A 21,646-nucleotide genomic window follows, 5' to 3' on the forward strand; every position below is an offset into this window, starting at 1 on the left:
GGTCCGGGTCCCGCTGGATCAGTTCTTCCTCGAAGCCAGAGGCATCCGCAGCGGAACGACATCACCGCGGAGAACGGCCTTGCCGCTCTCCAGCGCTCTGCCCGCCACGAATTCCAGTGGTCCGCCCCGGAGGGCGTCACGTCCGGGCCAGCAGCAGGTCCTCCCCGGTCGACGGGCGCAGGCCGTCGGTGCGGGCGGTGAAGTAGCGCTGGGCGTGTGAGGCGCCCGGGACGTGGTGGGCCTCCCTGAAGCCGGCCTCGCGGGCCAGGGTCAGCATCTCGTCCGGGGTGTAGAAGCTGAGGAACGGCGTGCCGGATGCCCGGGCGCCCGCCGCGCTCGCCTTGAGGCCGGCCCGGTCGCGCTCGTCCACCAGGTCCTCCGGCAGCAGGAAGGTCATGGCAAGGGTCGAGCCGGGGGCGAACCCCGCGATCCGGCGCAGGGTGGCCGCCGTGGCCTCCTTGGTGAGGTACATCGTGACGCCGGAGGAGGCGACGACCGCCGGGCGGCCGGGGTCGAATCCCGCCGCGGTGAGCTGCTCCGGCCAACTCCCGGCGCTCGTCTCGAAGTCGACCGGCACCAGGTGCAGCCGGTCGGGGATGCCATAGCCGAGTTCGGCGAGGCGCCGGCGCTTGAAGTTCTGCGTGCCGGGCTGGTCGACCTCGAAGACGTGCACCCGGGACGCGGTCTCCGGACTGCGCTGGGCGAAGGTGTCGAGGCCGGCGCCGAGGAGGACGTACTGGTCGACGCCCCGGTCCGCCTGCTCGGCGACCAGGTCCTCGATGAAGCGGGCGCGGGCCACCATGGCGGCCCGGAATCCGCGGGTGGCCTCCGGGTCCATGTCCGGGCGGTCGCGCCAGCCGTCGCCGGGGTCCGCGAGCCGCAGCCCGATCTCGTCCTCCAGGACGTGGGGCGGCGGATCGACCTGGACGTGCATCGCCCGCCACAGGGCGCACCGCACCGCGGTGTTGTCCGGCGTTCCGGTTCGCTCGTCGGTCATGGTGCTGCTCCCCGTTCCCGTCACTTCGCGGCGGGGGCCTGGAGGCTCCACAGCCGCCCGTCCGGGTCGCGGACCGTCATCATCCGGGTCCCGAAGTGGGTGTCCTCGAAGGGCGTGACCACCTCGACGGCGGGGTCGGCGCGGAACGCGTCCGCGTCCGGCACCTTCAGCACGATCTGCGTCCGCGGCTCGCGGTCCTCGGGGACCTCGGCGATGAACACGTACGGCCCGTCGCCGCACCGGAACTGGCCGGAGTTGTGGTCGGTCGCGAACTCCAGGTCGTAACCGAGCGCCTGGAAGAACTTCGCCGCCCTGCCCCAGTTGTGCGTCTCCAGGAACACGGCCTCGATGCCCTCGGTCGCCATGTCAGCTCTCCTTCTCGGTCGACTGCTGTTCCTGCCCATGGGCGTCGTCGAGGTAGGCGCGCAGTGCTTCTGCGACCAGTGCCGACAAGGACATGCCCGACTCGATGGCGCGGTACTTGACCTGCTTGATCAGTCCGATCGGCAGGTACACGTTGAACTGCTTGACTTCCTCATCACCCACACCCGGAGGCTAGCATGCTAGCAATCTAGCCGCCAGCGGTGACGAACAACGCGCCGGCCGGAGAGTGGCTGATGTTCCTCCGGGGGCTACCGCGCAGCAACTGCTTGCTCCTACGCTGCCGCCAACTCAGTGACGACAAAGGGGAGTTGAGCAATGGGTGCGGTGAGACGGCTGGCGGCGCTCGTGGGTGCCGGTGCCCTGCTGATGGTGGGGCCGGGCAACGCCCACGCGGCGGAGCCGAAGTTCTCCGAGACGACGGCGATCGGCACGCACAACGCGTACGACAAGGCCAAGTACACCTACTTCGCACAGGCGCTGGACTCCGGCGCCTCGCTGCTGGAGCTGGACGTGTACGTGGACAGCCTCAGCCACCGCTGGCGGGTCAGCCACAGCAATCCGCTGGGCGACGACAACAACTGCGAGGCGGCGAAGACCCCGAGCGAGCTGTACAGCAAGAACCGCAACCAGGACTTCGGCAGCTGCCTGGACAACATCGCGGCCTGGAACCAGCTCCACCCCGGCCACCCGCCGATCGTCTTCAAGATCGAGATGAAGGTCGGCTTCAACAACAACGCCGGGCTCGGTCCGGACGAGTTCGACACGCTGATCAACCAGAAGCTCGGCAGCAGCGTGTACAAGCCGGCCGACCTGCTGGGCGGCACCTACGGCACGCTGGACGCGGCCGCCAAGGCCAACGCCTGGCCCAGCCGCGACTCGCTCAAGGGCAAGTTCATCTTCGAGGTGATCCCCGGCACCGTGGAGATGAACAACCCCTTCGACCACTACTGGACGGACCAGGAGTACGGCGACCACCTGCGCGACCTGCACGCGGCCGGGAACATCTCGCAGGCCGAGGCCTTCCCCGCGGTGCTGGGCGCGGCGAACGGCGACCCGCGCGCGACCCGCTGGACCTCCGACACCTCGATCCGCCCCTGGTTCGTGTTCTTCGACGGTGACGCGGCGACGTACGTCAACAACGGCTACGACACGTCGTTCTACTCCACGAACCACTACATCTCGATCATGACCGACGCCTACAACGTCTCCCCCGCCATCTCCTCCACCGACCCGACGGACGCCGAAGTCGCCGCCCGGCTGGACCTGCTGGCCAAGGACCACGCGAGCATCATCACCTCCGACTGGTCGGCGAAGTCGGCTTCGGTCCTCAGTTCGGTGGTCACCCGGAGCTGACGTTCCACCGTCCGGGACGGATCGGGCGCGCCATCGTGGGGCATCAGTCAACCAGCAACTCCTTTCCCCCCACCGGCACCTCGAGGAGTCCCCACATGCTCCGCGGCATCGACGTCAGCGCGTACCAGTCGTCCTCGTACGACACGAGCGGCCTCTCCTTCGCCTTCATCAAGGCGACGGAGGGCCGTACGTACGTCAACCCCCACGCCACGGCCCAGGCGAAGACCGCCCGCGACGCCGGCCTGGTCGTGGGCTTCTACCACTTCCTGTGGCCGGGCGACGTCACCGCCCAGGCCGAGCACTTCGTGACCGCCGCCCCGTCCAGGGCGGGCGACATCCTCGCCGTCGACTGGGAGACCACCGGCGACGGCACCCACGCGAGCAACGCGGAGAAGGACGCCTTCATCAAGAAGGTGAAGCAGCTGAGGCCACACCACCGGGTCGTGCTCTACGCGAACAGGGACTTCTGGTTGCGCGTCGACACGACCTCCTACGCGGGCGACGGCCTCTGGATCGCCGACTACGTCACTGCGGGCCACCCCCGCATCAAGGCGAAGTGGCTCTTCCACCAGTACACCAGCGAGCCCCACGACAAGGACGTGGCCGCCTTCCCCAGCAAGGCCGCGCTGAAGGAGTGGGCCACGCCCTAGGACCGCGCAGATCGTGCGTGGGTCTCAGCCCCGGAATTCCGCCGGGCGTTCCGGGGAGGCCGCCGTGAGGGCCTTCTTCACTCCTTCCACGTCGGCGCGGAGGCCGTAGACGGGGGTGCCGGGCTGCTGGCGCCAGGAGTCGTCGATGCCGCCCGCGTCGACCGTGTCGAAGCCCAGCTCGTCGATCAGGGCGCGGACCTTCGCCTTGGCCGCCGCGTCGTCGCCGGCCACCGGCAGGGCGATGCGCTCGGGGTCACCGGCGGGGCGGGGGCGGTCCAGGATGTCCTGGGCGTAGGTGCCGTTGAAGGCCTTGATCACCGGGTGGCCGAGGTGGTGCTCGGTCCAGCGGCTCTCGGTGCGGCCCTCGTCCTCGATGCCGGCGATCCGGCCGTCGCGCTCGCGCGGGTAGTAGTTTCCGGTGTCGATCACGGCCACGCCCTCGGCGGCGCCGTCCAGCAGGCCGGAGGGTAGGTTCGGGACCGCCTTGAGGGGGACGGTGACGACCACCACCTCGGCACCCTTGGCCGCGTCCTCGGCCCGGACCGCGGTCGCGCCGGTCTCCTCGGCCAGTTCCTTGAGTGTCTCGGGGCCGCGGGAGTTGGCCACGGACACATCGTGGCCGAGGGCGGTGAGCCGCCGGGTGAGGTTGCCGCCGATGTTCCCCGCGCCGATGATGCCGATCTTCATGACAGGCCTTCCGGGATGATTGTATGCGTGTGCATGCGTCTGTCGGTGGCGACAACCCCTTGGGCGCGGGTGCTATTCCGCCGTTGCGCCGATCAGGTGAACGCGCTCACCGCCGCCCCCGCAGCAGCTCCAGCGTCTCCTCCAGCTCCCCCAGCAGCACCGCCGCCGCCTCCCCGGCGTTCCCCTCGGCGATGGCCCGGACGAGGGCCGCGTGGCTGTCGTCGCCGGTGTCGGGGGCGTCCTCGCGGGGGCGGGTGAGGTCCAGCACGGCGGCGGCGCCGGCGTACGGCCTGGACACACGCTGACCCGGGCGGACGGCCACGCAGGCGACCACGAGGGCACCGGCGGCAGCCCGCTGACGGCCTTCGCGGACGCGCTCGCGGGCGCGGGGTGCGCGGTGGAGGTGCTGGACGTGGTCGAGCAGGCGGACGTGGACGGTGACACGGTCGCCTACGCCCGGTGCCGGGTCGGCGACGAGGTCCTGCGGGGTGCCGGGCGGGACGGCTCGGCGCTCGCGGCCTCGGTGCGGCGGTGCTGTCCGCGGTGAACCGGGGCCGGGGCTGACCTCCGCCGCCGGGTGCCCGGTACTGCCGTGAGCCTCCCCGGGGCCCGGTCATGGCGAAGGGGCCCTCACCACGGTGAGGGCCCCTGTCGGCACGTCACTTGTTGAGGTACGCCCAGAACTCGTCGAACGACAGCACCTTGTCGCCGTTGAGGTCCCGCTGTTTGATGATGGCCTCGGCGACCGTCTCCGTGACGTTCCAGTCACCCTCCTGGGCCAGGGCGGACTTGAACTCGGCGGCGGTGATGAATCCGTCACCGTCCGCGTCGATCCGCTGGAACTGCTTGCGTGCTTCCTCGATGTCCGCCACCGATCCGCCCCTTTTGGTCGTGTTTCTCATGCCGTGCTGGCGTACTGACGCTGGTCAGATTAACGGCCCGGCCAGGCCTTCAGTGCCGCGACCACCCAGCCGAACTCCTCCTGGAACCTCGGGGGCTCCTGCTCGCCCTTGATCACGGCGGCCAACTCCCGGTAGCGGGCCACCTCGTTGCCGAGGTCGATACGACGGAGCACGGCCGCGCGGTCGGTGTCCGCGCCGAGCAGTTCGGTCAGGACCGCGTCCGCCTCGGGTGACCGCGGGGTCACTCCGCGTTCCCGCGCGGCGCCGACCAGTTCGACCAGCCGCTTGAAGAACATCGCCGAGGCGCCGGCCGGGGTGTCCGGGGTGCGGTCGGCGGCGTTGAACTCGATCATCCGGCGCATCGCGGCCCGGAAGTCCGAGTTCTGCAGCAGTTCCGCCAGCTCCACCCAGGCGTCGACCTGCGCCGGGGTGGGGTCGTCCGGCAGCGCCACGCCGAGGGTCCGGGTGCGCTCCCGGATCCAGGGGTCGGCGGTGTCGAGCCCGTGGAAGATCTCCTCCACGAAGTCGTCCACGATCCGCTGCCGCTCCGCGGCCGACAGCCGCGCCAGTTTGTTCATGAGAGTCGTCTCCTGTGCCGTCGAACCTCGTCGGGCGACCGTCGACAGCACCGCGCGGGTCACCTTCAGCGACCGGATCTGCGCGTCCAGGGCGGCGACGTGGGTGGCCGCGGCCTCGGCGACCGTGCGCTCCCCGGCCAGCACCTTGCGTACGTCGTCCAGGCCGAGCCCCAGCTCGCGCAGGGTGCGGATCAGCTCCAGGCGGGCTGCGGCGGCGCTGTCGTAGAGCCGGTAGCCGCCGGTGGACCGGGTCACCGGGGTGAGGACGCCCTCGTCGGACCAGTAGCGGATGGTGCGTACGGTCAGCCCGGTGGCCCGGGCCAGCTCGCCGATGGTGAGAAGTCCGGTGCCGTGTTCGGTCATGTCGGCGAGTCTGGGCCTTCCAGTGGGTGGAGACTCAAGGAGCGGACCCGCGGACCCGCTCCCCGGCCGTCAGTGCCAGGGCTGGTAGTACGGATTGCTCTCGCAGTCGCTCATGATCTCCACCTTGGTCCTCTTGTCGACCGGGCAGACGCCGATGACGTACTGCCGGGCGACGCCGCCGGGGAAGGCGACCTCGACCTGCTCGGCCCACTTGTGGGTGTCGCCGATGGTCTTGTTGACGTCGATGCCGCCCGGGGCGTCGATGTAGTAGTTGTAGCCCGACTTGTACCAGGTCTTGTACAGGTCGTGGTCGTACGTCGTCGACACGTACGGCGACGGCTGGTTGACCAGGACGTACTGCTCGATGTCGTACTGGCCGTTCACCACGTCCTTGGGGTGGAAGCCCTGCACGAAGACGGTCGCCGGGCCGCGGCTGTCGCTGCGGTAGAGCGTGCCGCAGGTGGTGCGCCAGGCCGGTGCCGGGGTGATCCGGCCGAGGTCCACGTTCCGGTCGGCGGCGGCCTTGAGCCTGTCCTCGAACTGGGGACAGGCGGGCGCGGCCTTCGCGGCCCGGGCCGGGACAGGGGTCGCGGGGGCGGTGGCCGCCGTGGTGGCGAGGACGGCGCCGAGGGACAGGACGGCGGCGGCGGTGCGGCGCCGCAAACGGGTGATGATCATGCGCAGCACGATGTCGGTTGAACGGGTGTCGCGCGCGGATCATCACCCGATCGTCGGCGTGTCCAACTGCCGTGCGGTCAGCGGAAAATGCCGGTGTGCCCGAGCGAGTAGCGGCCCGGCTGCGGGTAGACGGCGAGGCCGTGCGGGCCGCTGCCGACCTTGATGCGGGCCAGTTCCTTGCCGGTCTGCGTGTCGATGGCGTACACCTCGGCGTTGTAGCGGCCGGACAGCCACAGCACCTTGCCGTCGGCGGAGACACCGCCCATGTCGGGGCTGCCGCCGCCGGGCAGATGCCACTTCTTGGTGAGCCGCTTCTTGGTGAAGTCGAAGAGGGAGATGGTGCCCTCGCCGCGGTTGGAGATGTACATCTCGCGGGAGTCGCGGCTGACGTAGAGGCCGTGGGCACCCTTGCCGGTGTAGAGGAAGCGGGGCTTGGTGAACTTGTCGCCGTCGAGGATCCACAGGCCGTTCGCCACCATGTCGGCGATGTAGAACAGCTTGCCGTCCGGGGAGATCTTGACGTCCTGCGGCATCGCGCCCTCGTACGGCAGCCGCTCCTGGCGGACGACCTTCATCTTCGCGGTGTCGACCTTGAGGATCTCGCCGCTGAACTCGCAGGAGACGATGAAGTAGCGGCCGTCCGGGGAGAAGTCGGCGTGGTTGACGCCGTAGCAGCTGACCGGCACGGCCTTGACGACCTTCATGGTGTGCGCGTCGCGGAAGACCAGCTGGCGGTCTCTGGAGGCCATGACGACGGCGTACTTTCCGTCGGGCGTGAAGTACAGGTTGTACGGGTCGTGCACGGCGACCGGCTTGCCGGCCTTGCCGGTCTTCGGGTCGATGGGGGTGAGGCTGTTGCCGAGGTCGTTGTTGACCCAGAGGGTCTTCAGGTCCCAGGACGGCACGACGTGCTGCGGCTGGTGGCCGACCGGGATCGTGTCGATGACCTTGTAGGTCTCCGGGTCGATGACGGTGACGGTGTCGGAGTTGGTGTTGGGGACGTACACCCGGGACGGGAAGTCCCTGACGACCGGGGAGAGTTGGTTCGGACGGTCCGCGGAGTAGAGGTCCTTCGGGTCCTGCACCGGGGGCATCCCTGGCAGCATGTTCATCTGCCGCCTGCCGTTGCCGGGCTGGGCCGGGGCCTTGCTGAGCAAGGCGTCGCCCGTGTGGTGCTGTGACTCCGAACTGCACGCGGACAGCAGCGTCAGGGCGGTGAGGGCGGCACCGGCGGCCAGCAGCCGGGCGGCTTTGGTGGTTCGCATCAGCTCAGCAGCTCCGTGGTGGTGACCGCGTGCAGCGCGCGGCGGTCGAGTTCGTGGAGGAGGGCGGGCAGGGCGGCGACCGTGTCCGGGTACCCGAAGTGCAGGCTCACCACCGACCCGCTGCGCACTTCGGCGAGAACCTTGCGGGTGACGGCGGCGGCGCCAGGCCGGGTGTAGTCGAGCGAGTCGACGTCGTACGACAGCACATGCGGATACCCGGCGGCGCGGGCGAGCCGGGCGACGAGTGGGGAGGCGGTCGGCGAGCGGGAGGGGCGGAACCAGGTGCCGATGGAACCGGTGAGCCGCTTCAGCCGGTCCGCGCAGTCGGTGATCTCCTTGCGGGCGTCCGCCTCGGCCATGTCGTTGATGGAGATGTGCCGTTGGGTGTGGTTGCCGAGGTCGTGGCCGCCTTCGAGGATCCGGCGGGCGATGTCGGGGTGTTCGTCCAGCCAGGTGCCGACGGCGAGCACGGTGAGCCGGGCGCCGTGCTGCTCGGCCGTGTCGAGCAGGGAGTGGGCGAGGCCGGGGTCGCCCTGGCCGTGGAAGGTGAGCGCGACCTGGGGGCGGGTGCGTGGGCCGTGGGTGATCTGGGCGGGCTGACGGGGGTAGGCGCGGGGGGCGGGGGCCGGGTGCGCACGGGCCGCGCGGTGGCCGGAGGGGGTGCCGGAGGGGGAGGCTGAGTCCGGGGCGTGGGGCGGGGCGGCCTGGCCTGCGCCGCAACCGGCGGCGAGCGCGCCGCCGGCGACGAGCCCGGCGCCCGCGCGCAGCACCCCGCGTCGGTTGGTGGTGGTCACCCGCACCATTTAAGGGGCGCCAGGTAAGAAAACCGTAGATTGCCCCGAAAGGGGGACTATTTCGGGTCGCGGTAGGGCGAATGACATCCCCTCGCTACCTGTCGGCCACCCGCATCTCGAACCAGGTCGTCTTGCCCCTCGGCAGCAGGTCCACGCCCCACCGGTCGGAGAGCTTGTCCACGAGGAAGAGGCCCCGGCCGCTGACGTCCATCTCCTGGACGGGCATCAGACAGGGCAGGCCGCGCGAGGGGTCGCGGACCTCCACCCGGATCCAGCCGGGGCGGCGGCGCATCCGCAGGCCGAAGACCCGGGCGCCGGTGTGCCGTACGGCGTTGCCGACGAGTTCGGACACGAGTAAGACGGCGTCCTCGGTCAGCTTGGGGGTGAGTCGCCAGGTGCGCAGCACCACGACCTGGGCGAGCCGGCGGGCGGTCGCCGCGGACTCCGGGCGGGACGGCAGCGGCACCTCCGCCTCCGTCGGGTTGCCGAACAGTTCGAGCGCCTCGAGCGCCTGTTCGTCCTCGACCGCGGGCGACCAGCGTGCCGCGGCCGCACGGCTGTGTCCCCGCGGCTGTTCGATGCCCTCCAGCCCCGCCATGCCCCCATGATGGCGGCCCGGAGCAGTCTTGGGGGCCGTTCCGGCGGAATACGCCCCTTGCACGCCCCCGTTCTCCGCCGACCAACTGTCATATGCCAACGACATGTCACTCGCTGGTACAGCCCGGTTGACCTGCGAAGACGGCTCACTTGGGGGCAATCGTCCGGCTCCCCCGACGAGGCAGGCTTAAGGTTGCCTTAAGGCTCCCATAAACCGCCCCATCGAGGGACCCGGATGAGACGCCGAGTCAATTGCAAGGGTCCCCAGAGGAGTTACCGGTAAGTTCACACCGCTGACGCTCAGCGGAACTTGGCCTTGCCGGGGCCCTCCTCCACGAAGCTGCGCATGCCGGTCTCGCGGTCCTCGGTGGCGAACAGGCCCGCGAACCAGTTCCGTTCGACGGCGAGGCCGGTGTCGATGTCGGTCTCGAGGCCGGTGTCGACGGACTCCTTCGCCGCGCGCAGGGCGATCGCCGGGCCCTGGGCGAGCTTCGCGGCCCAGGCGTGCGCCTGCTCGTACACCTCGGCGGCCGGGACGACCCGGTCCACCAGGCCGATCGCGAGGGCCTCGTCGGCCTTGACCTGACGGCCCGTGAAGATGAGGTCCTTGGCCTTGGACGGTCCGACCAACCGGGGCAGCCGCTGGGTGCCGCCGGCGCCCGGGATCAGGCCGAGCAGGATCTCGGGCTGGCCGAGCTTGGCGTTCTCGGCGGCGATGCGGTAGTCGGCACACAGGGCGAGTTCGCAGCCGCCGCCGAGGGCGTAGCCGGTGATGGCGGCGACGACGGGCTTGGGGATGCGGGCCACGGCGGTGAAGGAGTCCTGCAGGGCGCGGGCGCGCAGGACCATCGCGGTGTGGTCCATGTTCTGCATCTCCTTGATGTCCGCGCCCGCCGCGAACACCCGCTCGCCGCCGTAGATCACCACGGCGCGCACGTCGTCGCGGCGCGTGGCCTCCTCGGCGAGCTCCTTGAGCCGGTCCTGGGTGGCGACGTCCAGCGCGTTCATCGGCGGCCGGTCGAGACGCAGGGTCCCGACGCCTTCGGCGACTTCGAGATTCACGGTCATGGAGGCAGGTTAACGGGCACTAACGGCAACCGGTCCGGTGCGGTCGATCACATTCGGCCGGGGGTCTGGGGGTTGTCCCCCAGGCAGGCACAGCACGGGCACTAACGGCGACGGACCCGGTGCCGTACCTCACAGCACCGGGTCCGTACGTCGATGACGGTCTACTTCGTCCAGTCCGCCCAGGACATGTTCCAGCCGTTGAGCCCGTTCGACGGGTCCACCGTCCGGTCGTGGGCGTTCTTCACGATGACCACGTCGCCGATGATCGAGTGGTCGAACATCCAGGCCGCCGGGGTGGAGCCGTCGTAGCCGCCGCGCACGTCGCGCAGGCCGACGCAGCCGTGGCTGGCGTTGTAGTTGCCGAAGGCGTCACCGCCCCAGTAGTTGCCGTGCAGGAAGGTGCCGGAGGTGGTCAGGCGCATGGCGTGCGGGACGTCCTTGATGTCGTACTCGCCGCCGTAGCCGACCGTCTCGCCGTTCATGCGGGTGACCGTCAGCTTCTCGCTGATGACCATCTGGCCGTTCCAGGTGTCGTAGCCGGGCTTGCCGGTGGTGACCGGGATGGTCCTGATGACCTTGCCGTCCTGGGTGACCTTCATCGTGTGCTTCTTGGCGTCCACGACGGAGACCTGGTTGCGGCCGATGGTGAACTTGATCGTCTTGTGCTGCTCGCCGTAGACGCCGGCGCGGCCCTCGACCCCGTCGAGGTCGAAGTCGACGGTGACCTTGGTGCCTTCCTTCCAGTACTGCTGGGGGCGGAAGTCCAGGCGGTCGTTGCCGAACCAGTGGCCCTCGACGTCGACGGCCGGCTCGGTCCTGATCCTGATGGCCTTCTCGACGGCCCGCGGGTTCGTGATGCCCCGGGTGAAGTTGACGGAGAACGGCATGCCGACGCCGACGGTGGAGCCGTCCTCGGGGGTGAAGTAGCCGAGGAAGGTGTTCCTCGGGGTCAGGGTGGTGAAGGTGGCGTCCTCGGCGGCCTCGCGGCCCTCGGAGTCCTTGGCGACCGCGTGCACGGTGTACTTGGTGGAGGCGGCCAGATGGGTCGACGGCGTCCAGGACGCGCCCCCGCCGGTGACGCTGCCGGCGACCGTGGCGCCCTTGGCGTCCTTGACGGTGACCTCGGTCAGCTTGCCCTTGGCGACACTCACCTTCAGCGCGCCGCTGGTGTCGACGCCGGTGGCACCGGACTTCGGCGATATGGTGACGGCGGCGGTGGACTGCTGCTTGCCCTGCTGGGTGCTGGAGTCCTTGGCCTTGCCGTCCGAACCCTTCCCGCCTCCCCCGCCGCACGCCGCGAGCGCGAGCACCAGGGCGCCGGACATGAGCGCCAGCCCCCTACGGCCTCGCCCCGTCTTGTCGGTCGTTCGCCTCCGGGGCGCTCCAGCCGGTGTCGGGAGGCCGACCGTGCTCACCCCTTCGGGCCTCCGCGCGGTCGGCCTTCCGACACCGGCGCGCCCCTGCGGCTCACTCCCCGGCCCCGCCACCGACGCCCCCGATATAGGCCGCGTATTCAAGTTGGTCTCCCCTCGCCGGGCCTGGCCCAGGCCCGCTCCCCACCACATTGGTGCGCGCATATTAACCGCGTGGTTTTGAGCGGGGTGTCAGGCGAATGTCACCGTTCCGTCGCAACTTCCGCCCGCACCGCCGCCCGAACCGGGCCCCTCGCCTGGTTACTTCACCGCGCTGCCCGCTTTCCACTCATTCCAGCTCATGTTCCACCCGCCGAGGCCGTTGTCGGGTGCGACGGTCTTCTCCGTGCTGCCCACCACTTCGATGACGTCACCGACGAGACTGCGGTCGAAGAACCAGCCGGCGGGGGTGGCCGAACTGCCGCCCTTGACGTCCCTGAGGCCCACGCAGCCGTGGCTGACGTTGATCCGCCCGGGGGCGCCCGGCGACCAGTAGTTGCCGTGCACGAAGGTGCCGGAGTCGGTGAGCCTCATGGCGTGCGGGACGTCGGGGATGTCGTACTCACCGCCGAAGCCGACCGTGCGGCTGTTCATACGGGTGACGTCCTGCATGTCCATCACCACCATCTTGCCGTTGTACGTGGGGTTCTGCGGGGCGCCCGCGGTGATCGGCACGGTGGCGAGCAGCCGGCCGTCCCGGCGCACCTGCATGATGTGCCTGGCCGCGTCGACCAGCGAGACCTGGCTGCGGCCGACGGTGAAGACGAAGGTCTTGTCCTGCAACCCGTAGACGCCGGGCGCTCCTTGGACGTCCCGCAGGTTCAGGTCGACGGTGACCTCGGTGCCGGGCTTCCAGTACTGCTCGGGGCGGAAGTCGAGACGGCTGTTGCCAAACCAGTGCGGGCGGATCTCGACGGGGGGCCGCGCGCTGACCCGGACGGCGCGTTCGACGGCGGCCCGCTCGGTGACCTCCCTGCTGAAGTCGATCGAGACGATCATGCCGGTACCGACGACGGCACGGTTCTCGGGGGTGACATAGCCGATGAACCGCTGGTCGGGGACGAACGTGGCGAAGGTGGTGTGCCGGGCCGAGCGGCGGCCGTTCGCGTCCTTGGCCACGACGTCGACGGTGTACTTGGCGGCGAGCGCCAGCCGGTCCCCGTCCGGCTGCCAGGTCCGGCCGTCGGCGCCGATGTGCCCGGGCACCGGGGAGTCCTGCGCGTCCAGCGACCTGACGACGGTCACCTTCTGCAGCCGCCCGTCGGGTACCTCGACGCGCAGCGGCTGGTCGGGACGGATGCCCTTGCTGTCGTCGTCGGGGGTGACGTGGATGACGTCCTCGGGTGCCGGGTGTTTGCCGGGCGCTCCGCCCAGCCCGAGCGCTCCGGAGCTCCCGAAGGAGCATCCTGCCAGCAATGCCGCCGATGTCAGTACGGCGGCCAGCGCGACCCCCGTGCGCCGCGCGCGTCCTTGTACGTGCCTCACGCGAGTCTCAACGACCGGGCCCGCTCCGGGGAAACGTGAGTGCGACGCACGCACTGGGCAGAACAGAGGGAAGGACGACACGCTGGGGAGCCGCCGCGCCCGCGCCGGAGGGGGCGCCCTCTTGGATCGGATCGGCTGGAAGGGACGTGCGAGCGCGATCCGGAGGGCGCCCCCGACCGTCGCGGCGCAGCCGTACCGGGCGGCCGAGGATGCTGCGGGGCAGCCTCGGCTCCTCGGTGCGGCCGGCCGCGCCGCCCCGGGGCGAGCCACTGAAAGAGGGGCCGACAGGTGACGAGCGCAGCCGAGCAGCGGGCACCGGCCGGGGAGCCGGCCGCCGGGACCGGGCAGCAGCCCGCCGGGGTGAACGGCGCCCGGCGCGCCGCAGTGCCGGCCCCGGTGGTGTGGCCGGGCGCTCCGACGCCGCTGGGGGCCCGGTTCCGGGTGGGCCCGGACGGTGTCGCCGGCACCAACTTCGCGCTGTGGGCGGCCGGGGCCGAGGCGGTCCGGGTGTGCCTGTTCGACGAGCGGGGCCGCGAGACCCGGATCCGGCTGACCGAACTGACGCACGAGATCTGGCACGGGTTCGTGCCGGGCGTGATGCCGGGGCAGCGGTACGGCTACCGGGTGGACGGCCGCTGGGACCCGTGGACCGGCGCCCGCTGGAACCCGGCCAAGCTGCTGCTGGACCCCTACGCGCGAGCCGTCGACGGGGAGTTCGGCCTGCCGCCTCAGGTGTACGGGCACGTCCGGGACTGGCCCGAGCAGCGCGTGGCGGACACCGTGCGCGACGACCGGGACTCGGCGCCGTACGTGCCGAAGGGTGTCGTCGTCGACGACGACGACAACTGGGAGGACGACCGCCGGCCGAAGACCCCGTGGGCCGACTCCGTCATCTACGAACTGCACGTCCGCGGCTTCACCAAGCTGCACCCCGGCATCCCCCAGGAGCTGCGCGGCACCTACGCCGGCCTCGCGCACCCGGCGGCGATCGGGCACCTGGTGAGACTGGGCGTCACGGCCGTCGAGCTGCTCCCCGTCCACCAGTTCGCGCACGAGGACCACCTGCTGCGCCGGGGCCTGCGCAACTACTGGGGCTACAACTCCATCGGCTACTTCGCCCCGCACGCCGCCTACGCGGCATCCGGTACGACGGGCCAGCAGGTCGGCGAGTTCAAGCGGATGGTGCGCGCGCTGCACGCGGCCGGCATCGAGGTCATCCTCGACGTGGTCTACAACCACACGGCCGAGGCGGGCGAGTTGGGGCCGACCCTCTCGCTGAAGGGCATCGACAACCGCGGCTACTACCGGCTCCAGGACGACGCCCGCCGATACGCCGACTACACCGGCTGCGGCAACACCCTGCATGTCGTCCAGCCCCAGGTGCTGCGTCTGATCACCGACTCGCTGCGCTACTGGGTGACGGAGATGGGCGTGGACGGCTTCCGCTTCGACCTCGCGGCGGCACTGGCCCGCTCGATGCACGACGTCGACATGCTGTCCCCGTTCCTGGCGGTGATTGCCCAGGACCCGGTCCTCAGGCGCGTCAAGCTGATCGCCGAACCGTGGGACATCGGCTCGGGCGGCTACCAGGTCGGCGCCTTCCCCCCTCTGTGGACGGAGTGGAACGACCGCTACCGGGGCGCCGTCCGCGACTTCTGGCGGCACGCCCTGCCGGACGTCCGCGAGATGGGCTACCGCCTGTCCGGCTCCAGCGATCTGTACGCCTGGGGCGGCCGGCGGCCGTACGCCTCGGTCAACTTCGTCACCGCGCACGACGGGTTCACCCTGCGCGACCTGGTGTCGTACGAGCGCAAGCACAACGAGGCCAACGGCGAGGACAACCGCGACGGCAGCGACGACAACCGCTCCTGGAACTGCGGGGTCGAGGGCGAGACGAAGGACGAGCCGGTACGGGCCCTGCGCCGCCGTCAGCTCAGGAACCTGCTGACGACGCTCCTGCTGTCCACGGGCGTGCCCATGCTGGTGGCCGGCGACGAACTCGGCCGTACCCAGCGCGGCAACAACAACGCCTACTGCCAGGACAACGAGATCAGCTGGCTGGACTGGTCCCTGCTGGACGACCCGGCCTGGCGGCCCCTGTTCGACCTGGCCTGCCGGCTGATCGCCCTGCGCCACCGGCATCCGGTGCTGCGCCGCCGCGCCTTCTTCTCCGGCCGCGCCCACTCGGCGGACGGGCTGCGCGACCTGGCCTGGTTCACCGCGCGGGGCACGGAGATGACCGAGGGCGACTGGTACGCCCCCGCGGCCACGCTCGGCATGTACCTCTCCGGCCGGGACATCCCGGGCCGCGACGAGCGGGGCGCACCGGTCGCGGACGACAGCTTCCTCGCGGTCCTGCACGCGGGCGAGGGTCCGACGGTCTTCGCACTGCCGGGCCGGCCCTGGGCGGACCGGTACGAGGTGATCGTGGACACCTCCCGGGAGGACCAGGCCGAGCCGCCGGACACGGTCCACCGGGCGGGCACGGAGATCACGGTGCCGGGGCGCTCCGTACTGCTCCTGCGGGTCGCCCCCGCGTGACGGGAGGGCCGGTACCTCCGGGAAGAGGACACCGACCCTCGCGGGGAGCGAAGACTCAGCTCAGGCCGAGGCTGGACAGGGCGGTCGTCCAGTCGGTCATGATGGCGTTCTGCGCGTCGGAGAGGCTGACGTCACCGGCGCACACGGCCTTCTTCAGCTTGTTCTCGACGGTGTCCTTGTTCGCGGACGTCTCGCTGCCGTAGTGCGGCTCGGGCCAGAGGTTCTCCGGGCTCCTCGGGGCGCCGCCGAGTTCGAGCGGCACGAAGTGGTCCTCCTCGTAGTCGGAGAGGTTGGTGTCGGAGTAGCCGTACTCGGCGATCTGCTGCTTCTTCAGCGCGGTGGTGTAGGAGCTGGGGGGCCGTACGGTCGCGGTCCAGCCGGAGACGCAGATGGTCGAGTCGATGGTGTCCTGGGTGACGTCGGGGTTGAGGTCTCCGGGCGTGCAGACCGAGTCGGGCAGGGGGAGGTAGTCCTGGCTGCAACTGGCGGCGTGGGCGGTGCCGGTGGTGACGGTGAAGCCCGCTGCGGCGAGGGCGAGGGAGGAGAGGGTGGTCACCAGGGGGCGCGATATTCGGGACATGTGGGGTCTCCCGGTGCGGTGCCCGGCAGAAGTCCGGGCGGTCGTGAGCATGACAGCACCGGGATCATCTATGCGAGTAGACCCCTTTGCCCGACCGAGAGCCCCTTTGGTTGAACGTTTATCCGCGCGAGAACAGCGCGAGGCAAGGTCTTGACGCGGGCTTGACGGCGGGCCTGGCGAAGAGGTCCGGGCGGGCGCCGACGTCGGCGAGACCGCTCGCCGGCCACCCCTCACAGCCCGCGTGATCGCCCGTCAACCACCCACCATAGCCCGGGTGAACGCGCACTGAACCACGCACCTACGCCAGACTGTCCCGCCACGCCCTGTGCAGATCCGCGAACCGGCCCGTGCCGCCGATCAGCTCGCCCGGGGGGCCGTCCTCGACGATCCGCCCGTGCTCCATCACCAGCACCCGGTCCGCGATCTCCACGGTCGACAGCCGGTGCGCGATCACCACCGCCGTACGGCCCCGCAGCACCGTCGACATCGCCCGCTGCACGGCCCGCTCCCCCGGGATGTCCAGGGAGCTGGTCGCCTCGTCCAGGATCAGCACCGCCGGATCGGCGAGCAACGCCCGGGCGAAGGCGACCAGTTGGCGCTGGCCGGCCGAGATGCGCCCGCCGCGCTTGCGGACATCGGTGTCGTAGCCGTCGGGCAGGGCGCTGATGAACTCGTGCGCGCCGATCGCCTTCGCCGCCCGCTCGATCTCCTCCCGGGTGGCTTCGGGCCGGCCGATGGCGATGTTGTCGGCGACCGTGCCGGAGAACAGGAAGGCCTCCTGGGTCACCATGACCACCCCGCGCCGCAGTTCCGGCACCGGCAGCTCGCGCAGATCCACCCCGTCCAGCAGCACGCGGCCGTCGGAGGGGTCGTAGAAGCGGGCGAGGAGCTTGGCGAGCGTGGACTTTCCGGCGCCCGTGGAGCCGACCACCGCGACCGTCTGCCCGGCCGGCAGGGTCAGATCGAAGCGGGGCAGCACCTCGCCGCCGGTACGGTAGCCGAACCGCACCCCCTCGAAGACCACCTCGCGCCCCGGCAAGTCGCCCTCCAGCGGCGGGAGTTCACGGGGCGCCGCCGGCTCCGGCACGGACGGGGTCTGCGCCAGCAGCCCGGCGACCTTCTCCAAGGAGGCGGCGGCCGACTGGTAGGAGTTCAGGAACATCCCCAGCCGGTCGATCGGGTCGTACAGCCGGCGCAGATACAGCACCGCCGCCGCCAGCACACCCAGCTCCAGCGAGCCGGACGCCACCCGGTAGGCGCCCCACAGCACGATCCCCGCGACCGCCGTGTTGGCCACCAGCCGGGAGCCGACCACATAGCGGGCCATCTCCAGCAGCGCGTCCCCGTTCGTCCGCTCGTGCCGCCGGTTGAGCACGGCGAACTCGGCGTCGTTGGCCGCCTCCCGGCGGAAGGCGCGCACCGGGCGGATGCCGTTCATGGTCTCCACGAACTTCACGATCACCGCCGCGATCGCCGTCGACCGCGCCCGGTACACCCGCCCCGCCCGCCGCTGGTACATCCGGACGAGCAGGTACAGCGGCACGAAGGAGGCCACCGCGACCGCGCCCAGGGAGAGGTCCAGCCACAGCAGCATCGCCGAGATGTAGACGAAGGACAGCACGACGGTCACCAGCTCCTGGAGCCCGTCGTTGAGGAGTTCGCGCAGCGACTCCACATCGGTGGTGGAACGGGAGATCAGCCGGCCGGACGTGTACCGCTCGTGGAAGTCGATGCTCAGCGCCTGCGCGTGCCGGAAGATCCGGCCCCGCAGATCCAGCAGCACGTCCTGGCTGACCCGCGCGGAGGCCTCGATGAACGCGAACTGCAGCACCCCGGAGGCGAGGGCGCACAGCAGATAGCCGACGCCGACCGCGATCAGCGGTCCGTGCCGGTGGTCCCGGAACGCCGGTACGGCGCTGTCGATGGCGTACGCCACCAGCAGCGGGCCCACCTGCACCGCCGCCTGCTGGAGCAGCAGCAGGAGCGTGGTCACCACGGCCCGGGCCCGCAGGGGGGCGAGCAGGGAGCGCAGCAGGGCGGCCGTGGCGCCGGGCGGGGCGGGCAGTACGTCCCGGTCGAAGACGTCGCCCGCGTCGGTGCCGGTGCCTTGCCCCTGCGGGCCGGGGAGTTCGTCGTCCTCGGCGGTGGGAGTGGAGGCGGTCGTGGTGGTCAACGGGAGTCCTCCGTGTCCTCGAAGTCTCCGGACATCAGATGCGCGTACTCGGCGTTGCCGCGCAGCAGTTCCTGATGGGTGCCGACGGCGGCGATCCGGCCGCCCGAGAGCAGGGCGACCCGGTCGGCGAGCAGCACGGTCGACGGGCGGTGGGCCACGATCAGCGCGGTGGTGTCGGCGAGGACCTGCCGCAGCGCGGCCTCGACGGCGGCCTCCGTGTGCACGTCCAGGGCGGACAGCGGGTCGTCCAGCACCAGGAACTCCGGTCTGCCGACCACCGCGCGGGCCAGCGCGAGGCGCTGCCGCTGGCCGCCGGAGAGACTGAGGCCCTGCTCGCCGACGCGGGTGTCGGTGCCCTGCGGGAGGGCGTATGCGAAGTCGGCCTGTGCGACGGCGAGCGCGCGGTCGAGGTCCGGCCCTCCGGCGCCGTCCGGGGCTCCCATCAGGACGTTCTCGCCGACGCTCGTGGAGAACAGGGTGGGTTCCTCGAAAGCGACGGCGACCTTGGCGCGCAGTTCCTCGCGGGACATCGCCTTGATGTCGACGCCGTCGAGGGTGATACGGCCCGAGGTGACCTCGTGCAGGCGGGGGACCAGGGCCGTGAGGGTGGTCTTTCCGCTGCCGGTCGCTCCGACGAGGGCCATGGACTCGCCGGGGCGGATGTGCAGGTCGATGCCGGTGAGGAGGGGCGGGGAGTCGGGGGGTGCGTCGGGGTAGCGGAACCGGACGTTCTCGAACCGGAGTCCGGTGTCGGCCGGTCGCGCCCGCCCGCGCTCGCGGGATGCCCCAGCGGCACGACCGCCCGCGACGGTGTCGTCCTCCGGCACCTCGTCCATCACCTCGAAGTAGCGTTCCGTCGCCGTCGCCGCCTCCTGGCTCATCGCCAACAGGAACCCGATGGAGTCCACGGGCCACCGCAGCGCGAGTGCCGTACTCAGAAAGGCCACCAGCGTCCCGGCCGACAGCCCTCCGTCGGCCACCCGGATGGCACCCAGCACCAGCGCCGCCCCGATCGCCAGCTCGGGAAGCGTCACGATGACACCCCAGATCGCGGCGAGCAGCCGCGCCTTGCGCAGTTCCGTGCCGCGCAGGGTGACCGCCAGCTCGCGAAAGGCGCGCGCCTGGCTGCGGTGCCGGCCGAAGCCCTTGATGATGCGGATGCCGAGCACGCTCTCCTCGACCACCGTCGTCAGGTCGCCGACCTGGTCCTGGGCGCGCCGCGCCACCAGGGCGTACCGCCGCTCGAAGACCGCGCAGGTCCACATCACGGGGATCGCGGGACCGAGGATGACCAGGCCCAGCACCCAGTCCTGCATCAGCATGATCACCACGCCGACCAGGATCGTGACCCCGTTGACCAGCAGGAACGTCAGCGGGAAGGCGAGGAACATGCGCAGCAGCATCAGATCGGTCGTGCCGCGCGACAGCAGCTGGCCGGAGGCCCAGCGGTCGTGGAAGGCGACGGGCAGCCGCTGCAGCCGGCCGTAGAGGCTCGCCCGCATCTCCGCCTCGACATGCGACAGCGGACGGGCCACCAGCCAGCGCCGTATGCCGAACAGGACCGCCTCGGCGATCCCGAGGAGGAGCAGATACAGCGCGCCGAGCCAGACGCCTGCCGGGTCCCGGTCGGCGACCGGCCCGTCCACGATCCACTTCAGGACGAGCGGGATCACCAGACCGGTGCAGGAGGCGACGATCGCGACGAACGCGGCCGTGAACAGCCGCGCCCGCACGGGGCGGACGTACGGCCACAGCCGCAGCAGGGTACGAACGGCGGAGCGGTCCTCGGTGGTTGCACGTGTCGTGGGCATCACTCGCGAGCGTACGGACCGGCACTGACATCGCCCACCGAGTTTCGGCCGGACCCGGGTCCGCCGTTGGTCCTACGACCTGCCTGTTCGAGCCTCCGCACAGGGAGGTCGTAGGCCGGCATCAACCGATCGGACGATGCCGCTTCGAGCGAGACGGCCGATGTGCCGGGTCCCACCCGCCCGGGATTCTCGGAGCATGCCATCCGTCATCGAAGTCACCGATCTGCGCAAGTCGTACGGCGGCCGGGCCGTCGTCGACGGGGTCTCCTTCGCCGTCGAGGAGGGCGAGGTCTTCGGGATCCTCGGCCCGAACGGCGCCGGCAAGACCACCACCGTGGAGTGCGTCGAGGGGCTGCGCGTGCCGGACGCCGGCCGGGTCCGGGTCGCCGGCCTGGATCCGGTCGCCGACCACGACGAGGTCGCCAGGATCCTCGGCGCCCAGCTCCAGCAGAGCGAGCCTCAGCCGAAGCTGACCGCGCGTGAGACGCTGGAGCTGTACGCCTCGTTCCACCCCAACGCGGCCGACTGGCGGCCGCTCGCCGAGCGCCTCGGTCTCGCCCCGAAGCTCGGCACCCGGTTCGGCAAGCTGTCCGACGGACAGCGGCAGCGGCTGTTCATCGCGCTGGCCCTGGTCGGGAACCCGCGGGTCGTCGTGCTGGACGAGCTGACCACCGGCCTGGACCCGCGCGCCCGCCGTGACACCTGGCAGCTGATCGAGGACGTCCGCGCGAGCGGGGTCACCGTGCTGCTCGTCACCCACTTCATGGAGGAGGCGCAGCGGCTGTGCGACCGGATCACCGTGATCGACAAGGGGCGGGTGACCGCCCTGGACACCCCGGCCGGGCTCATCCGCCGGTCGGCGGGCGCCACCGTCATCAGCTCCCCCCCTCGGCCCCGCTGGACGACCATGACCTCGCCGCCCTCCCGGCCATCGCCTCCATCGAGCGCAAGGACGGCCGGATCACGCTCTCCGGCACCGACGCGACCGTGAACGCGGTCATCACCCTGCTCGCCCAACGCCGCATCACCGCCCAACAGCTCCGTGTCCAGGACGCCACCCTCGACGACGCGTTCCTGGACCTGACCGACGGCCGAACCAAGGAGGCCACGGCATGAACACCGCCGTCCTGCCGCACCGAGTTCCGGCTGTTCCGCCGGGAACCCGGCGCCGCTTTCTGGATCTTCCTGTTCCCGACGCTGCTGCCGGCTGTTCATCAGCGAGGCGACGGTGAAGACCCATCTCACCCATCTGTACGCCAAGCTCGGCGTCAACGACCGGGCGGCGGCGGTGGCCGTGGCGTACGACCGGGGGATCCTCGGACAGGTCC

General features: G+C 70.9%; 21 protein-coding genes and 3 pseudogenes. 7 read left to right on the forward strand and 17 right to left on the reverse strand.

Annotated elements, in window-relative coordinates:
* Window positions 1–136: 136 nt before the first annotated feature.
* Genes ACFYOH_RS23050 through ACFYOH_RS23060 form a run of 3 tightly spaced genes read right to left on the reverse strand, consistent with a single transcriptional unit; the run spans window position 137 to window position 1,543 of the window.
* A complete protein-coding gene (locus ACFYOH_RS23050) occupies window positions 137–997 on the reverse strand; it encodes a class I SAM-dependent methyltransferase (protein ID WP_388628346.1) in 861 nt (286 codons plus the stop codon).
* A 20-nt stretch (window positions 998–1,017) separates the two neighbouring features.
* Window positions 1,018–1,362, reverse strand: coding sequence for a VOC family protein (locus ACFYOH_RS23055; RefSeq protein WP_388628349.1), 345 nt, complete (start codon window positions 1,360–1,362; stop codon window positions 1,018–1,020).
* A gap of 1 nt (window position 1,363) precedes the next feature.
* Entirely contained in the window at window positions 1,364–1,543 is a 180-nt protein-coding gene (locus ACFYOH_RS23060; RefSeq protein WP_055704477.1) for a CopG family transcriptional regulator, read from the reverse strand.
* A gap of 153 nt (window positions 1,544–1,696) precedes the next feature.
* On the opposite strand from ACFYOH_RS23060, the gene ACFYOH_RS23065 reads away from it, so the two are divergent.
* Window positions 1,697–2,734 (forward strand): phosphatidylinositol-specific phospholipase C domain-containing protein, encoded by a 1,038-nt coding sequence (locus ACFYOH_RS23065; protein WP_388628352.1) that lies wholly within the window; start codon window positions 1,697–1,699, stop codon window positions 2,732–2,734.
* A 95-nt stretch (window positions 2,735–2,829) separates the two neighbouring features.
* Window positions 2,830–3,384: a GH25 family lysozyme gene (locus ACFYOH_RS23070; RefSeq protein ID WP_388628355.1), complete on the forward strand. Its 555-nt coding sequence runs from the start codon at window positions 2,830–2,832 to the stop codon at window positions 3,382–3,384.
* 24 nt (window positions 3,385–3,408) lie between these two features.
* Here ACFYOH_RS23070 and ACFYOH_RS23075 read toward each other — a convergent pair whose 3' ends face one another.
* Together ACFYOH_RS23075 and ACFYOH_RS23080 are read right to left on the reverse strand one after the other, a co-directional pair.
* Window positions 3,409–4,071: an NADPH-dependent F420 reductase gene (locus ACFYOH_RS23075; protein WP_388628358.1), complete on the reverse strand. Its 663-nt coding sequence runs from the start codon at window positions 4,069–4,071 to the stop codon at window positions 3,409–3,411.
* A gap of 106 nt (window positions 4,072–4,177) precedes the next feature.
* Complete coding sequence (locus ACFYOH_RS23080; protein ID WP_388628361.1) at window positions 4,178–4,369, reverse strand: hypothetical protein; 192 nt, start codon at window positions 4,367–4,369, stop codon at window positions 4,178–4,180.
* A 99-nt stretch (window positions 4,370–4,468) separates the two neighbouring features.
* Between ACFYOH_RS23080 and ACFYOH_RS23085 the strand changes: the two genes are divergently transcribed.
* Window positions 4,469–4,618 (forward strand): hypothetical protein, encoded by a 150-nt coding sequence (locus ACFYOH_RS23085; protein ID WP_388628364.1) that lies wholly within the window; start codon window positions 4,469–4,471, stop codon window positions 4,616–4,618.
* 112 nt (window positions 4,619–4,730) lie between these two features.
* Here ACFYOH_RS23085 and ACFYOH_RS23090 read toward each other — a convergent pair whose 3' ends face one another.
* From ACFYOH_RS23090 to ACFYOH_RS23130, 9 genes are all read right to left on the reverse strand, one after another.
* Entirely contained in the window at window positions 4,731–4,943 is a 213-nt protein-coding gene (locus ACFYOH_RS23090) for an EF-hand domain-containing protein (protein WP_388628471.1), read from the reverse strand.
* Window positions 4,944–5,002: 59 nt separating this feature from the next.
* Window positions 5,003–5,914, reverse strand: coding sequence for a MerR family transcriptional regulator (locus ACFYOH_RS23095; RefSeq protein WP_388628367.1), 912 nt, complete (start codon window positions 5,912–5,914; stop codon window positions 5,003–5,005).
* A 69-nt stretch (window positions 5,915–5,983) separates the two neighbouring features.
* Complete coding sequence (locus tag ACFYOH_RS23100) at window positions 5,984–6,592, reverse strand: ADP-ribosyltransferase (RefSeq protein WP_388628370.1); 609 nt, start codon at window positions 6,590–6,592, stop codon at window positions 5,984–5,986.
* A 77-nt stretch (window positions 6,593–6,669) separates the two neighbouring features.
* Complete coding sequence (locus tag ACFYOH_RS23105; RefSeq protein ID WP_388628373.1) at window positions 6,670–7,857, reverse strand: hypothetical protein; 1,188 nt, start codon at window positions 7,855–7,857, stop codon at window positions 6,670–6,672.
* Window positions 7,857–8,660, reverse strand: coding sequence for a polysaccharide deacetylase family protein (locus ACFYOH_RS23110; protein WP_388628376.1), 804 nt, complete (start codon window positions 8,658–8,660; stop codon window positions 7,857–7,859). The genes ACFYOH_RS23105 and ACFYOH_RS23110 overlap by 1 nt, the downstream gene beginning before the upstream one ends.
* Before the next feature lie 85 nt (window positions 8,661–8,745).
* Window positions 8,746–9,249, reverse strand: a complete 504-nt coding sequence (locus ACFYOH_RS23115; protein ID WP_388628379.1) for an ATP-binding protein — start codon at window positions 9,247–9,249, stop codon at window positions 8,746–8,748.
* Between the two features lie 299 nt (window positions 9,250–9,548).
* Window positions 9,549–10,316, reverse strand: a complete 768-nt coding sequence (locus tag ACFYOH_RS23120) for an enoyl-CoA hydratase/isomerase family protein (RefSeq protein WP_388628382.1) — start codon at window positions 10,314–10,316, stop codon at window positions 9,549–9,551.
* A 161-nt stretch (window positions 10,317–10,477) separates the two neighbouring features.
* Window positions 10,478–11,641, reverse strand: a complete 1,164-nt coding sequence (locus tag ACFYOH_RS23125) for an Ig-like domain-containing protein (protein ID WP_388628385.1) — start codon at window positions 11,639–11,641, stop codon at window positions 10,478–10,480.
* A 348-nt stretch (window positions 11,642–11,989) separates the two neighbouring features.
* A complete protein-coding gene (locus tag ACFYOH_RS23130) occupies window positions 11,990–13,213 on the reverse strand; it encodes an Ig-like domain-containing protein (RefSeq protein ID WP_388628388.1) in 1,224 nt (407 codons plus the stop codon).
* A gap of 288 nt (window positions 13,214–13,501) precedes the next feature.
* Between ACFYOH_RS23130 and glgX the strand changes: the two genes are divergently transcribed.
* Complete coding sequence (gene glgX, locus ACFYOH_RS23135; protein WP_388628391.1) at window positions 13,502–15,754, forward strand: glycogen debranching protein GlgX; 2,253 nt, start codon at window positions 13,502–13,504, stop codon at window positions 15,752–15,754.
* Between the two features lie 55 nt (window positions 15,755–15,809).
* Here the strand turns inward: glgX and ACFYOH_RS23140 are convergent, their stop codons facing one another.
* The 3 genes from ACFYOH_RS23140 to ACFYOH_RS23150 form a co-directional block, all read right to left on the reverse strand.
* A complete protein-coding gene (locus tag ACFYOH_RS23140; RefSeq protein WP_388628394.1) occupies window positions 15,810–16,334 on the reverse strand; it encodes a hypothetical protein in 525 nt (174 codons plus the stop codon).
* A gap of 298 nt (window positions 16,335–16,632) precedes the next feature.
* Window positions 16,633–18,507, reverse strand: a complete 1,875-nt coding sequence (locus ACFYOH_RS23145) for an ABC transporter ATP-binding protein (RefSeq protein WP_388628397.1) — start codon at window positions 18,505–18,507, stop codon at window positions 16,633–16,635.
* Window positions 18,504–20,318, reverse strand: a complete 1,815-nt coding sequence (locus tag ACFYOH_RS23150; protein WP_388628400.1) for an ABC transporter ATP-binding protein — start codon at window positions 20,316–20,318, stop codon at window positions 18,504–18,506. The genes ACFYOH_RS23145 and ACFYOH_RS23150 overlap by 4 nt, the downstream gene beginning before the upstream one ends.
* A gap of 196 nt (window positions 20,319–20,514) precedes the next feature.
* Here ACFYOH_RS23150 and ACFYOH_RS23155 point away from each other — a divergent pair.
* From ACFYOH_RS23155 to ACFYOH_RS23165, 3 pseudogenes are all read left to right on the forward strand, one after another.
* Window positions 20,515–21,434, forward strand: a pseudogene (locus ACFYOH_RS23155) (ABC transporter ATP-binding protein).
* Window positions 21,431–21,521: pseudogene (locus ACFYOH_RS23160) on the forward strand (ABC transporter permease); the annotation flags it as partial. The pseudogenes ACFYOH_RS23155 and ACFYOH_RS23160, both read left to right, overlap by 4 nt.
* Window position 21,522: 1 nt before the next feature.
* Window positions 21,523–21,639, forward strand: a pseudogene (locus ACFYOH_RS23165) (response regulator transcription factor); the annotation flags it as partial.
* Window positions 21,640–21,646 lie beyond the last annotated feature (7 nt).

The organism is Streptomyces sp. NPDC007856 (assembly GCF_042868225.1).
GTDB lineage: Bacteria > Actinomycetota > Actinomycetes > Streptomycetales > Streptomycetaceae > Streptomyces.

Excerpts from the sequence above, each read along its gene's own strand:
- ACFYOH_RS23115 (WP_388628379.1), bottom strand. The coding sequence starts at position 9,249 with ATGGCGGGGCTGGAGGGCATCGAACAGCCGCGGGGACACAGCCGTGCG.
- ACFYOH_RS23150 (WP_388628400.1), bottom strand. The coding sequence starts at position 20,318 with ATGCCCACGACACGTGCAACCACCGAGGACCGCTCCGCCGTTCGTACC.
- ACFYOH_RS23095 (WP_388628367.1), bottom strand. The coding sequence starts at position 5,914 with ATGACCGAACACGGCACCGGACTTCTCACCATCGGCGAGCTGGCCCGG.
- ACFYOH_RS23105 (WP_388628373.1), bottom strand. The coding sequence starts at position 7,857 with ATGCGAACCACCAAAGCCGCCCGGCTGCTGGCCGCCGGTGCCGCCCTC.
- ACFYOH_RS23110 (WP_388628376.1), bottom strand. The coding sequence starts at position 8,660 with ATGGTGCGGGTGACCACCACCAACCGACGCGGGGTGCTGCGCGCGGGC.
- ACFYOH_RS23050 (WP_388628346.1), bottom strand. The coding sequence starts at position 997 with ATGACCGACGAGCGAACCGGAACGCCGGACAACACCGCGGTGCGGTGC.
- ACFYOH_RS23075 (WP_388628358.1), bottom strand. The coding sequence starts at position 4,071 with ATGAAGATCGGCATCATCGGCGCGGGGAACATCGGCGGCAACCTCACC.
- ACFYOH_RS23070 (WP_388628355.1), top strand. The coding sequence starts at position 2,830 with ATGCTCCGCGGCATCGACGTCAGCGCGTACCAGTCGTCCTCGTACGAC.
- ACFYOH_RS23055 (WP_388628349.1), bottom strand. The coding sequence starts at position 1,362 with ATGGCGACCGAGGGCATCGAGGCCGTGTTCCTGGAGACGCACAACTGG.
- ACFYOH_RS23100 (WP_388628370.1), bottom strand. The coding sequence starts at position 6,592 with ATGATCATCACCCGTTTGCGGCGCCGCACCGCCGCCGCCGTCCTGTCC.
- ACFYOH_RS23065 (WP_388628352.1), top strand. The coding sequence starts at position 1,697 with ATGGGTGCGGTGAGACGGCTGGCGGCGCTCGTGGGTGCCGGTGCCCTG.
- ACFYOH_RS23125 (WP_388628385.1), bottom strand. The coding sequence starts at position 11,641 with ATGTCCGGCGCCCTGGTGCTCGCGCTCGCGGCGTGCGGCGGGGGAGGC.
- ACFYOH_RS23140 (WP_388628394.1), bottom strand. The coding sequence starts at position 16,334 with ATGTCCCGAATATCGCGCCCCCTGGTGACCACCCTCTCCTCCCTCGCC.
- ACFYOH_RS23120 (WP_388628382.1), bottom strand. The coding sequence starts at position 10,316 with ATGACCGTGAATCTCGAAGTCGCCGAAGGCGTCGGGACCCTGCGTCTC.